Origin of the sequence: Fuscovulum sp. (genome assembly GCA_035192965.1) — a bacterium.
Classification (GTDB): Bacteria; Pseudomonadota; Alphaproteobacteria; order Rhodobacterales; family Rhodobacteraceae; genus Paragemmobacter.
In genome coordinates this window covers 409290-422099 of sequence record CP136571.1, presented here as the reverse complement: position 1 = coordinate 422099, position 12810 = coordinate 409290, and the positions used below count along the sequence as shown (strand labels likewise).

General features: G+C 65.2%; 9 protein-coding genes. All 9 read right to left on the bottom strand.

From position 1 onward, the window contains the following. Positions 1 to 44: 44 nt before the first annotated feature. Complete coding sequence (locus RSE12_02050) at positions 45 to 665, bottom strand: LysE family translocator (protein WRH63137.1); 621 nt, start codon at positions 663 to 665, stop codon at positions 45 to 47. Continuing rightward, a complete protein-coding gene (locus RSE12_02045) occupies positions 662 to 1096 on the bottom strand; it encodes a VOC family protein (protein WRH63136.1) in 435 nt (144 codons plus the stop codon). Before RSE12_02045 ends, RSE12_02050 begins: the two co-directional genes overlap by 4 nt. Next, positions 1093 to 2184 carry a DNA replication/repair protein RecF gene (gene recF / locus RSE12_02040; protein WRH64718.1) on the bottom strand — a complete coding sequence of 364 codons (1092 nt, stop codon included), beginning with the start codon at positions 2182 to 2184 and terminating at the stop codon, positions 1093 to 1095. Before recF ends, RSE12_02045 begins: the two co-directional genes overlap by 4 nt. Positions 2185 to 2254: 70 nt before the next feature. Beyond that, positions 2255 to 3373: a DNA polymerase III subunit beta gene (gene dnaN / locus RSE12_02035; protein ID WRH63135.1), complete on the bottom strand. Its 1119-nt coding sequence runs from the start codon at positions 3371 to 3373 to the stop codon at positions 2255 to 2257. Positions 3374 to 3620: 247 nt separating this feature from the next. Further along, a complete protein-coding gene (locus RSE12_02030; GenBank protein WRH63134.1) occupies positions 3621 to 4796 on the bottom strand; it encodes an HlyD family efflux transporter periplasmic adaptor subunit in 1176 nt (391 codons plus the stop codon). Then, a complete protein-coding gene (locus RSE12_02025; protein ID WRH63133.1) occupies positions 4793 to 6991 on the bottom strand; it encodes an ATP-binding cassette domain-containing protein in 2199 nt (732 codons plus the stop codon). Before RSE12_02025 ends, RSE12_02030 begins: the two co-directional genes overlap by 4 nt. Beyond that, a complete protein-coding gene (locus tag RSE12_02020) occupies positions 6988 to 8349 on the bottom strand; it encodes a TolC family protein (GenBank protein WRH63132.1) in 1362 nt (453 codons plus the stop codon). The genes RSE12_02025 and RSE12_02020 overlap by 4 nt, the downstream gene beginning before the upstream one ends. Before the next feature lie 10 nt (positions 8350 to 8359). Next, positions 8360 to 11614, bottom strand: a complete 3255-nt coding sequence (locus RSE12_02015) for an Ig-like domain-containing protein (protein WRH63131.1) — start codon at positions 11612 to 11614, stop codon at positions 8360 to 8362. A 195-nt stretch (positions 11615 to 11809) separates the two neighbouring features. Beyond that, positions 11810 to 12808 carry an ABC transporter ATP-binding protein gene (locus RSE12_02010; protein WRH63130.1) on the bottom strand — a complete coding sequence of 333 codons (999 nt, stop codon included), beginning with the start codon at positions 12806 to 12808 and terminating at the stop codon, positions 11810 to 11812. Between the last annotated feature and the right edge of the window lie 2 nt (positions 12809 to 12810).

Genomic DNA, 12810 nt, shown 5'->3' with positions numbered 1-12810 from the left:
GGGTGGGGGCGGGAATGTCACGCCCAAGGCACAATATATTGCGGTCAGGTGAAGGGGATGATGAGGCCCACAAGGATAAGCAGGACACCCGAACCGACATTCAGGCGGCGGATGCTTTCAGGGCTGGAAAGCAGCCGGCGCGCGCGGTCGAGGAACCATGCCAGGCCAAGGTTTCCGATCATCGGGATGAAGGCAGAAATGGCGATGATGGCGATGATATCGGGGGTTTGCAGGGTGCCGAGATCGAAGAAGCCCGGCAGCGCGCCCATGTAGAACAGGATGGCCTTGGGGTTGCCGATCACGGCAGCGACGCCGACCGAAAAGCCCGCCCAGAGGCCCGGTTTGGTAAGGCGGGAATCCGCGTTCAGGGTGGCGGCGGGTTTGCGGATCAGCATCACGCCCATCGCGATGAAGATGGCGGCGGCGACCCAGCGCAGGGCAGCGAGGTAATCGCCCCATGCGCTTTCGATCCAGGTTAGGCCAAGGATGGCCGCGAGGGGCCAGATCAGATCGCCCAGCGCCACGCCCACGGCCAGCGGCCAGGCCCCCGCCATGCCACCCGACAGCGCGCGCGCGGTCAGCGCCACCCAGACCGGGCCGGGAATGGCCCAAAGCGCGGCCATGCCGCCTGCGTAAAGAAGGAGTTGGTAGGCGGTGACGGTCATTTCGGCTCTGGCAGGGTAAGGGTGCCGTCTGGCGCGAGCGGCCAGAAGGGATTCATCGCCACTTCCCAGACATGGCCGTCGGCATCGGCCCAATAACCGGAATAACCGCCCCAGAACACCTTTTCCGGGGCTTTGAGGGCGGTGCCGCCTGCGGCGAGGGCGGCGGTAAAGGCGGCGTCAACCTCGGCCTCTGTGGTGAAGTTTTGGCACAGGGTGACAGCGCCCGAGCCGAGGGTGGTGCCGGGGCGGCCCTGATCGGCGGCCAGCGCGTCGCGCCCGAACAGGGCGAGGGCCTGACCGTAAAGCTGGAAGAAGGCGATGCCAGGCTGGCTTTCGCTGTGCTCCTGCCAGCCGAGGCGGGCATAGAAGGCGCGGGCAGAGGCGAGGTCAGCCACGCCGAGGGTGATCAGGGTGATGCGCTGGGGCGTCATGTTTCGATTACCTTGGACAGGCCGCCCTCGTCGGCGACGGTGATGTTCTGCGCCCGCGCGCCGAGAGTGTCAAACAGCCCGGGTTCGGTGCCCGTCATCAGAGCCTGCGCGCCCAGCGCGCAAATCTCATCATACAGCGCCGCGCGGCGGTTCTGGTCCAGATGGGCGGCCACCTCATCCAGCAGCAGGATGGGGGGTGTGCCGAGGTCAGCGGCAAGGGCGCGGGCGTTGGCGAGGATCAGCGAAATCAGCAGCGCCTTCTGTTCGCCGGTAGAGCATTGATCGGCGGGAACGCCCTTGGCGGTGAAGATGGCCGACAGATCGGCGCGGTGCGGGCCGATGAGTGTGCGCCCGGCAGCCATGTCGCGGCGGCGGTTGTCGGCCAGCGCGGGGGCAAGGTCATCGGGGATGTCATCGCCTTCGGGGCCGATCAGCGCCAGCGTTGCGGCGGGAAAGGTGGTTTCTGCGCCAGTTTGCGCGTCCGCGATGCGGGCAAGCGCGTGGTGGCGGTTGGCGGTGATCTGCGACGCCGCCTCGGCCATCTGGGATTCCAACGCAGTGTACCAATGCGCGTCGGTGACCATGTCCTTAAGCAGGCGGTTGCGGTCGCGCATGGCCTTTTCATAGGCTAGCACGGCTTCGGCATGATCGGGGGCAAAGCTGAGCGTCATGCGGTCCAGAAAGCGGCGGCGGCCTTCTGCGGCTTCGATCCACAACCTGTCCATCGCGGGGACAAGCCAGAGGACGCGCAGGATGCGGCCAAGGGCGACCTGCGTGGCGGCCTTGCCATCGATGCGAACCTGACGGGGGGCGGTGCCTTCGGCGAAGGTTTCCAGATCATGGAGCGGGGCGTTTGTTTCGGCGCGGATTTTCCAGCCCAGGGATTCCGGCTTGCGGGCCAGTTCCTCGGCCCCCGCGCGGCGCAGGCCCCGGCCGGGGGAGAGAAGGGAGACGGCTTCGAGGATGTTGGTCTTGCCAGCGCCGTTGGGGCCGGAAATGGCGACGGGGCGGCCATCAAAGGCCACCCGTGCCGCGCGGTGGCTACGGAAATGCGAAAGTGTCAGGGTGGAGAGGATCAGTCCACCCACACTAGCCTCCATCTTCTCTGGAAAAATATCCCACGGGGGTCCGGGGGTGTGAAACCCCCGGTTCCACGGTTCAGACACGCATCGGCATGACGACATAGACCGCCGACATGTCATTGCCTTCGCGCATGAGGGTGGGGTCGCCGGAGGAGTTGAACAGGAAGACGGCGTTTTCGCGATCCACCTGGCTGGCAATTTCCAGCAGGTACTTGGCGTTGAAGCCGATTTCCAGCCGTTCATCGCCATAGGCGACGGCGAGTTCTTCTTCGGCGGCGCCGCTGTCGGGGGCGTTGACCGACAGGATCAGGCGGTCTTCGTCCAGGCTAAGTTTCACGGCGCGTGAGCGTTCGGATGACACGGTGGCGACGCGGTCGACCGCCTTGGCGAACTCCGAGGCGTCTACTTCCAGCCGCTTGGTGTTTCCGGTGGGGATGACGCGGGTGTAATCGGGGAAGGTGCCGTCAATGACCTTGGAGGTCAGGGTGATGGCCGGGGTGGCAAAGCGGACCTTGGTTTCCGACACCGACACTGCGATGGCGGCATCGTCATCATCCAGCAGCTTGCGCAATTCGCCCACCGTCTTGCGCGGGACAATCACGCCGGCCATGCCCTGCGCGCCTTCGGGAAGGGGCGCGTCGATGCGGGCAAGGCGGTGGCCATCGGTGGCCACGCAGCGCAGCACCGGGCCGTCTTCGCCGGTGGAGGTGTGCATGTAGACGCCGTTGAGGTAATAGCGCGTCTCTTCGGTCGAGATGGCGAATTTCGCCTTGTCGAAGAGGCGGCGCAGCACGCCTGCAGGGGCCGAAAAGTTGGTGGAGTATTCCGAGGTCGCCATGACCGGGAAATCCTCTTTCGGGAGCGTGGCGAGGCTAAAGGTAGACCGGCCGGCGGTGATGGTCAGGCGGCCTGCGGCGCCATCCTCGGTCAGGTTGACGAGCGCGCCATCGGGCAGTTTGCGGACGATTTCATGCAGCATGACGGCAGAAACCGTGGTGGCACCGCTGCGTTCCACCATGGCGGGAGCACGGTCGAGCACCTCGATATCCAGATCGGTGGCGCGGAAGCTGACCTGATTGCCGTCGGCTTCGATCAGCACGTTGGCGAGGATCGGAATGGTGTTGCGGCGCTCCACGACGGATTGCGCCTGTGCCAACGCCTTGAGCAGCGTGCCGCGTTCGATCGAGAGTTTCATGGTCACCATCCCGTTGATCTTGCCCCGACCCTGTCCACCGTCCGGGGAGGCCGAAAGTAGCCGTTTTCGAGCGGTTCACAAGCGGTTTGCCGCCCCGTCATGGCGGTTTTTGCACCGACGCGGCGGCGTTGTCTTGTGAAAAGCGCATGACAGTCAGGCCGGGCGCAGTGACCGGGCCGGAAATGCGCGCGCGCCCTGTGGATCAGCGGGAGCGTGATGTGGCCGAACGGCTTGCGCGTTAACGTCCCTATCTTTCGCGCAGCGCTTCGCTTCCGCGCCAGAGCGGTTTGGTCAGGTAAGTGAGGATGGTCTTGCCGCCGGTTTGAAATTCCACCTCGGCCTGCATGCCGGGGCGGATGGCCAGGGTTTTCTGACGGTCGGTCAGGGCGTCCAGATCAACACGCAGCGTGACGCGGTAATGGGGTTCAGCGTCGCGCGTGCGTTCATCCCGAAAGGTATCGGCAGAGACGAAGGTGATGGTGGCGGGCAAGGTGCCCCAGATGGCGTAATCATAGGCCGACAGCTTGATCGTGGCTTTCTGACCTTCGCGCAGAGGGGCGATGTCGGCGGGTTTGACCTTGGCTTCGACAAAGAGGCCAGTGTCGAGCGGGATGATCTGAAGGATTTCCTCGCCCGGGCGGACGACGCCGCCAATGGTGGTGACGGCGATGCGGTTGACGATACCGCGCATCGGCGCGGTAAGGGTGGTGCGCGCAAGCTGATCCTGTGACAGTTTCAGGCGCTGGCGCAGAGAGGCAAGTTCGCCTTGCGTCTTGGCGTATTCATCGGCGCGGATCAGTTCGGCCTGAGTGGCGATTTCCTCAAGCCGGGCGCGGGCATCGGCGAGCGCCTTTTCGGCGCGAGTCAGTTCAATTTCGGGCGCAAGGCCACGGTCGGCCATGCGGCGGACCATATCCTCTTCCTGCGCGGCCTGATCCAGCACGGCGCGCGCGCCTGTGAGCCGCGAGGACAGGTCGGTGCGGCGGGCGGTCAGCAGGGCCTGTTCCGAGGCCACGATTTCCGGCACGCGGGCGGCCAGCGCGGCGGGCGGGGTAAAGCTGTCGGTATCCGCGAGTTCGGCCTCTAGCCTGAGCCTGCGGATATCGAGCGCGGCAATCTGATCGGTCAGGTCATCGACGGTGGATTGGTATTGCGTACCGTAAAGGCGGGCCAGCACATGGCCAGCCTCGACCGTGTCGCCCTCGACCACGTTCAGTTCGGCGAGGATGCCGCCTTCGAGGTTCTGGATGATCTGCGGGCGCGAGGAGGGGACGATCTGGCCGGGGGCGCGGACAATCTCTTCGACCCAGGCGAAGGCGGCCCAGATGAGGAAGGCCGCGACCGTGGCCCCGATCAGGCGGACGGTCCAGGACGGGTGGTTGCTGCGGCGTTCAAGCGGGGCGTCGAAGGTTGCAAGCGTCATTTGCCCGCCTTGGCCAGATGGGCCAGCACCGCATCGCGCGGGCCATCAACGGCGAGGCGGCCGTTTTGCAGGATCAACGTGCGGGTGGTCAGTTGCAGGATCGGCACGCGGTGGGTGGCGATGATGGCAGTGCGCCCGTGCAGCCAATGCGACAGGCGCGAGACGAGCGTGGATTCCAGCGTCTGGTCCAGCGCGGCGGTGGGTTCATCCAGCAGCACGACGCGGGGATTTTGCAACCAGAGGCGTGCCCAGCCCATCGACTGGCGTTGACCGACGGACAGACCTTCGCCCATTTCGCGAATTTCCAGATCAAGGCCCTTGGGGTGGCTGCGGACAAATTGGCCGAGGCCTGCAAAATCCAGCGCGGCGAGAAGGCGGTCATCATCGCGTTCCAGATCGGACATCGTCAGGTTGTCGCGCAGCGTGCCGGAGAAAAGGCGCACCTCTTGCCCCAGATAGCCGATATGGCGGCGCAGATCGCGCGGGTGGATTTGCGACAGGTCCACGCCATCCAGCATGATGCGCCCTGCCCCGGGTTCGTAAAGGCCTGCCAGCAGCTTGAGCAGGGTGGATTTGCCCGATCCGTTGGCCCCGAGGATGGCGGCGTGCTGTCCGGCGGGGATGGCGAGAGCGGGGACATCGACAGTGGGTGCGGCGTCGGGGCTGTAGCGGAAGGTGAGTTCGCGCAGGTCGAACTGGCCGGAGATGGTTTCGCGGCGCAGGTAGCGGCGGGCGGGGTCTTCGGCCTGTTGGGATTCAGCGATGGCCTCTAGCCCCGTCAGCGCGGCCTTGACTTGCGACCAGCGGGCGAGGGTGGCGGACAGTTGGGTGAGAGGCGCGAGAGTGCGGGCGGTCAGCATGGAAACGGCGATGATGGTGCCCACGGTGAAGTTGCCCGCAAAGACCATGTAGGTGCCGATCAGGATGACGGCGATGTAGGTGGCCTGTTGCACGGATTGCGCCCAAGAGCCCAGCAGCGTGGTGAGATGCCGTTGGTCCGACGCGCGCAGGGCGGAGAGGGCGACAAGCTCTGCCCAGAGGCGGCGGACGCGATCCTGCCCGCGCTGGGTGGTGAGGGTTTCGTGTTCGAAGACCGCTTCATAGAGCAGCTTGGCGGCCTTGGTGTTGGCACCCTGCGTGGAGTTCGTCAGCGCGATCATGCGTGATTGCAGCAGGAAGCCGGGGGCGACCATGAGGATGCCGCCCAGCACCAGAACCCAGACGAGGTTGCCGCCGATCATGGTGACAAGGGCGAGGAAGATGATGAGGAAGGGCAGATCGGCCAGCGTGCCGATGGTGGAGGCGGTGAAGAATTCACGGACGGAGCCGAAATCGCGCATGGCCCCGAACACTTGGGATGGCTGACGTTCACCGGGGGCGGCGCGCATGCCAAGCAGGCGCTGCATCAGCCGATCTTGCACCGCCAGTTCGATCTTGCGGCCGGTATTATCCATCAACGCGGCGCGAGCGATCCGCAGCGCGCCATCAAAGGCGACGGCCAACAGCGCGCCCAGCGTCAGCACCCAGAGCGTGGGTTCGGATTGGTTGGGGATCACCCGATCATAGATTTGCAGGGCATAAAGCGCGATGGCGGTGGCAAGGACGTTTGCCGTGAGCGAGGCGGCGGCAACCTCCATCATCGGGCGGCGGTGGTGGCGGAATTCGGACCAGAACCAATGCGGGGCTGCTTCGGGATCGGTGTGGCGGGCCTCTACCTCGGCAAAGGGGAGGCGAACGCGAAGCACCCATCCGCTGTGATGGGCGGTGAAATCGGCCAGCGGCACATCGGCGCTGCGGTCATCGGTGGTGGGGTCGTAAATGGCCAGCGAGTCGGCATTGCGGGCGAGGACAAGGACGATCTGCCCGGTGGCCATCTCGGCCAAAGCGGGCAGCGCGCCCAGCGCGGGATCATGGTCAAGCGCGACGGAATAGCCTGCGCGGCGAAACGCGGCAGAGAGGTGATCCAGACCGGGGCGATCCGGCGCACCTGTGACAGTGAGCAGGTCCACCACATCCGACGTCAGCAGCCGCCCGCCAAGGCGCGAGGACAGGACCGAGGCCAGTTCCGCACGGGCGCGCAGCGGGGCGGCGGGTTGCGGGGGCGTGATCGGGGCAAAGGCGACGGCAGGCGGTTGCGCGGCACGGGCGGGGTGCATGTCGAAAGAGACGACCTGCGGTTTCGGTGGGGCTGTCACAGCCTGCCCCCGTCAACCAGCGCGCCGATGTCGCGCGCAAGTTCCAGTTCGGCCTTTGCGATTTCATAGGGAAAGGCGGCCTGATCCCGTTCCATCCGCGCGGCGGCGGCGGTTTGTGCGGTAAGGTCGGTCAGGCTGCGGCGACCGATGCTGTATTGTTCGACATAGAGATCAAGGTTGTCGAGCGTCTGGCGCAGAACGGTTTCGCCCTGCAATTGCCGGGTGCGAAGCTGGTCGATCCGGCCCTGAAGTTCGGTGCGGCGACGGTCGGCTATCTGGCGCTGTTCGGCGGTCTGGCGGGCGACAAGATCGGGGGTGGCATCTGCGGCGGCAAGCGTGGCGGGGCTGCCAAGGCCAAGGCGGACGCCACCGATACCAAGGCCGGGGGTGATGCCGTTCTCGGACAGGGTGGCATTGGCGGAAAGGCCCGGCAGGGCGTTGGCACGGGTGATCCGCGCCTCGGCCAGCGCTTTTGCGCCATCGGCCTGCGCCCGAAGGACAGAAAGCGCGTCGGTTTGCGGCACGGCAGGCAGCGGGTGAGTACCGGTCAGATCGGCAGGCGGGCTGTGGCCCGTCAGCGCGGCGAGATCGGCCAGTGCCTGCGCGCGGGTCTGGCCGTCGGTGGCCAGCGTCGCCTGCATTTCGGCCATGGTCTGGGCGATGATCTGCTCTTCGCTGCGGTCGGAGAGGCCGCCGTCGATGCGGGCCTGAACAATGTCATGCAGGGTGGACAGGCGTGTGGCGGCGCGGGCGGCGATAACCGATTGGGCGCGAGCCTGTTCGGCGGTGAGATAAAGCGACAACCCCTCATGGATACGGGCGTTCTGGCGTGTGGTCAGGGTGACGGCGGCAAGGTCCACCTCGGCCGCGGCGCGGGCGCGTTCGGCCTGACGGCGGCCATGATCCAGCAGGGGCTGGTCGACCACCAGTTGCGCGGCAAGGCCTGCAAGGCTGTTGAGCGTGATTGCGGGGGCGATTGTGGGCCAGCCGTTGCGCGACGCAGCCTCGGCCCGCAGGCGCGCAAGGCCAAGTTCTGCGGCATCGGCCCCGGGATTTGCGGCGAGGACCGCATCCGCGATGCGGGCATAGGCGCTGCCCGGCGGCAGGATGGACTGCCGCGACGCCAGTTCGGCAATGACAGCAGAGGCGGCGGTGCCGCTTTCCGGGGCAAGACGCTGGCGAAGCGCGGGATCGGCGGGAGCATGGCCCCGGCCAAATGCCAGCATTGAGGGCGGCTGCAACCCGCCCTGACACCCGGAAAGCAGCACCGCCACGGCCAGAAGTGCCCCGGAAACGGCACGGGGGTGGTTGAGCGGTGCCGCTCTGGCCGATGGGGTTTGGCGGCGTGGGGGGGTCATGGCCTTTGCGTCAGACAATCACCGTGCGCGACACATCATCTTCGAGCAGCACCTGCGCGCCGTTGTTGCCCAAAGTGTAGATGTCATAGCGTTGCCCGTTGATCACCACATCGTCCTGCACATTGGTCACGTTGCGGAGCGTGACCTGATCGGTCGATTCACCCTTCACGATCAGGCGCTGGTCCGGGCCGGTAAGCGATTCCAACTGCTGGGCGTTGATTGTGAGGCGCGCGTCGGGGGCGCGGGTCAGGTCGATTGCCGACAGATCAAAGTTTTCAAGACCTTGGCGTGTCAGATCCACAGCCACGCCGGTGGCGGTGTTCTTGATGAACAGCGTGTTCGCCTCGTTCCCCGCCCCGTCGCGTGTGTTGATGACGAGGTAGCTGCCATCGGGGATGTCAGTGCGGAAGTCGAACCGGTCTTCGCCCCGGTTCGTCATGCTTTCATCGGCCAGGATGGGCGTTGCGGCACCCGTGCTGTCTACCCGGTGGAAGCGGTAGGTGTCGTTGGTGTTGGTTGTCGTGATCGCGCTGTAGCCGCCGGCGAAATCTTCGGTCCGCAGAACCTCGGGCGTGTTCGGGGCGATGGTATCGACCGAGAAGTTGACGGTGTGCGGACCGCTTACATTGCCCGCGCTGTCGGTGGCCGAAACGGTAACGGGGATGTTCGCGCGTTCCCCGGTGGGGATCTGGTCGGGGGTGAAGGTGACTGTCCATTGTCCATTGTCACCGACCAGCACGCTGCGAGTGTGGCCGTTGACCGTGACGTTAATGGTGGACCCGGGCTCGGCCCGGCCGGAAACGGGCAGGCCCGCGCCATGTTCATTGGCGTTGAGGATGTTGTCGGTTCCGGTGCCAAGGCGGATGTCGCCGGCATTGAAATCGGCAACGACCGTGTCGATCGCGACGGTGCGTTCCTGCGGCGGCGAGGTGTTGCCATGACGATCTGTTGCCGTGGCGGTGATGGTTGCCGAGGTTGCCGCGCCTTCGGGCAGGGCATCACGCGGCAAGGTGATCCGCCAGGTGCCGCTCATCGTCTGTTCGGCGGGGATGGTGATGGACCAATTGGTTCCCGACACCGTGATGCGAACGGACGAGCCCGGTTCAACGGTGCCTTCAACCACCAAGCCTGCGTTACGTTCGGCGGCGTTGAGGACCGACGGATCGCGCGGGCCGTCATTCACCGCGCCGTTCAAATCGGGCGCGGCGAAGGTGAAATTGCCGACCGTGGTGTCGACGTTGAAGGTGCGGGTCTCTGTCGAGCTGCGGTTTCCGGCGGCGTCGATGGAATAGGCGGTGATGGTGCCGCCCTGTGCATCCGTCAGCCCGGCCAATGAGCCGGGGGCAAAGGTGTGGGACCATCGGCCATCTGCACCCACCGTGACGGGGCCGTAATCGGTGCCGTTGAGATTGAGGTAAACCCGTGCGCCCGGTTCGCCTTCGCCATCAAGGGTGAAACCTGCCGCGCGTTCGCTGCCCGATAGGATGTTATCGGTGCCGACCGGATTTTGTTCGACGTTCAGCGTGGTTTCCAGATCGATCCGGACGGGACGGGTGGTGGTTTCGCGGTTCCCTGCCGCATCCCATGCAGTGACGGTGAGCGTGCTGTCGCGGGTGAACGCCCCCGCCGAACCCGGCGGGAACTGCACCGACCATGTGCCATCGCCGTTCAGCGTGGCGGGGATGGGCTGGCCAAGCCACTGCACCTCAACCCGCGTGGCATCGCGGGCAACGGTCCCCGACAGGGTGAGGCTGCCGTTCGATTCCGCAAGGTTCACCACATTGTCGTTGGCGAAGGCACCCGGATTGATGGCGACCGACATTTCCGTGTCGATGTTCAGCGTGCGGGTAACTGTGGTGGGGTTTCCAGCCGCGTCTGACGTGGTGGCGGTGATGTTGCGGGTATAGGTGCCGGGCGGGAAGGTGCCTGCGGGCAATTCATGCGTCCAGACGCCGTTGGCATCCACCGGGCGGGTGACCGTGCCGGGGATGCCTTCGATGGTCAACGTGACCGTGCTGTTCGGCGTCGCGGTGCCGCTGACCACGATGGCGGATTGGCTTTCGCTGCGGTTGACGAGGTTGTCACCAGCCACGCTGTTCAGGGCGAGCGGCGGGGCGATGGTATCAAGAACGATGGTTTCGGTTATGCTGCGGGTGTTGCCGAGGCGGTCGGTCGCGACGATGGTCACGGACTGATTGCGTTCGCCGCCCGCGATTTCCTGTGGGGTGAAGGTGATGGTCCAGGTGCCATCGGGATTGACCGTTGCGGCACGCGTGATTGCCCCTGGCGTGCCGGGCGTGCCGAGGGTGACATTGACCGTGGCGCCGGGTTCGCTTGTGCCGCCGAGGGTGACGCCATCGCCGTATTCGGCCAGGTTTTCGACATCGCCCGACGATTGCACGCCGTTGGTGGCGGCGACAGGCGGCGGGGTCATGTCGATGACGAAGCCACCGCCGGTAAGCGTTTCGGTGGTCCCGCCCCCGGTAAAGACCGCCGTGGCGGTATGGGTGCCATCTCCAGGAAGGTTCGGGCCGGAGAAGGCCGCCGTCCAGGTGCCATCGGGGGCAACGGTCACGGTGCGGGTCTGGTTGCCGATGGTGACGGCGACGATGTCGCCGGGAATGCCGGTGCCGTTCACGTTGATCGTGGGGGGCGACGTGTTGGTGGTGATCGTGGTGTTGGTACCTGCGCCATCGATGGTACGGGTATAGGTCGGGCCACCGCCTCCACCACCGCCGCCGCCGCCACCACCGATGATGGCGCCACCGACCAGTGCAGCAGCACCAATGCCAGCCCCGCCCCAGCCCAACAGTGCGGGGGCAAAGATGCCCATTCCGGCGGGCTCATCCTCGCCCGTTCCGGCAAGGGTGACGACGGGATCGCCGTCATCAAAGCGGAGGTCGTCAAGCGGGCTCCACTTTTCGTTGCCAGCGGCAAGTGAGAAATTGGCGACCAGAAGGCCATCGCCCGGATCGGTGAGCTGGACCTCTGTCACCATGCCATTGCTGGACAGGTAGAGCGTATTCGGGTTGTCGGCCGTGGCATCGAACCAATCGGCCACCGTGATGGTGCGGCCGTCGGACAGTTCGATCACCAGATCGTTTCCGCTGCGCGTATAGCCGATCACGCTTTGCGGGCTGAGGTTCAGGGAAAGGCTGTCGCCCAATCCGGCCTGGATGAATGTGCTTTCACCGGGGCCTGCCACATGACCATACGTGGTGCCGCCCGCTGCTGTGCGGACGGTGAAATCAATCGCCGAACTCATACTATTTACTCCGCCTCAACCACCGGAAAAAGTGCCGGCGCACCGCTCTTGATTGGCCCTTTTCGCGGGCCTTGCGAAAATGCATAGCCTTATTCGCGCCACGATTCCAGCACTTTTCGAACAATGCCGCCCTTACGGGTGGTGGCCCGCCACAGAATATGGCGAAAAAGACTCAGTCAGGGGCGAAATCAGGGGTCAGCGCAGGCGTTGACCGGCGGCATCGAAATGGAAGGCGCGGGTTTCATCGGGGGTCAGGTGGACAGCCTCATCCACCGTGTAATCATGTTCGCCAAACAGCCGGACCGTAAGAAGGCCGTGCGGATCGGTATGGGCATAGACCAGCGTTTCACCGCCCAGCTTTTCCACATGGCTGACCCGCCCGGCGATGCGGCCCGACTGGCGCGACAGGGCCAGATGTTCGGGGCGGATGCCGGTGGTTTCGCCGCGCAGGCCAAGGGCGGCGGATTTCAGAAAATTCATCTGCGGGCTGCCGATAAAGCCCGCGACGAAGGTGTTGGCGGGGTTGTTGTACAACTCCATCGGAGAACCGACCTGTTCCACGATGCCTGCGCGCAGGACGACGATCTTGTCGGCCAGTGTCATCGCCTCAACCTGATCATGAGTGACATAGACCATGGTTGCGCCCAGTTCGCGGTGCAGGCGGGCGATCTCAATCCGGGTGGCGACGCGCAGGGCTGCATCAAGGTTTGACAGCGGTTCGTCGAACAGGAACAGCTTGGGCGTGCGCACGATGGCGCGGCCAATGGCGACGCGCTGGCGCTGACCGCCCGACAGTTCGGCAGGGCGCCGATCCAGATAGGGTTCCAGCGCCAGCATGGATGCAGCGCGGGCGGTGGACTGGTCGATCTTTGCCTTGGATTCACCCGCCTGCTTCAGCGCAAGGCTCATGTTGTCGCGCACGGTAAGGTGGGGGTAGAGCGCGTAGGTCTGAAAGACCATGGCGATTTCGCGTTTTGCAGGGGCCTCGTGGGTGATGTCGCGCCCGTCCAGCGTGACAGAGCCTGTGGTTACATCCTCCAGCCCCGCGATCATGCGCAGGAGGGTGGATTTGCCACAGCCGGAGGGGCCGACAAAGACGCAGAATTCGCCTTCTTCGACATGCAGGTCCACGCCTTTGATGACATCGGTCTTGCCGAAGGATTTTGTGACTTTGGACAGCGTCAGCGCACCCATGG

What these genes read in the sequence shown, in the direction of transcription:
- RSE12_02050 (WRH63137.1), bottom strand. Translation starts at nt 665, where the DNA reads ATGACCGTCACCGCCTACCAACTCCTTCTTTACGCAGGCGGCATGGCC.
- RSE12_02045 (WRH63136.1), bottom strand. Translation starts at nt 1,096, where the DNA reads ATGACGCCCCAGCGCATCACCCTGATCACCCTCGGCGTGGCTGACCTC.
- dnaN (WRH63135.1), bottom strand. Translation starts at nt 3,373, where the DNA reads ATGAAACTCTCGATCGAACGCGGCACGCTGCTCAAGGCGTTGGCACAG.
- RSE12_02030 (WRH63134.1), bottom strand. Translation starts at nt 4,796, where the DNA reads ATGACGCTTGCAACCTTCGACGCCCCGCTTGAACGCCGCAGCAACCAC.
- RSE12_02020 (WRH63132.1), bottom strand. Translation starts at nt 8,349, where the DNA reads ATGACCCCCCCACGCCGCCAAACCCCATCGGCCAGAGCGGCACCGCTC.
- RSE12_02015 (WRH63131.1), bottom strand. Translation starts at nt 11,614, where the DNA reads ATGAGTTCGGCGATTGATTTCACCGTCCGCACAGCAGCGGGCGGCACC.
- RSE12_02010 (WRH63130.1), bottom strand. Translation starts at nt 12,808, where the DNA reads ATGGGTGCGCTGACGCTGTCCAAAGTCACAAAATCCTTCGGCAAGACC.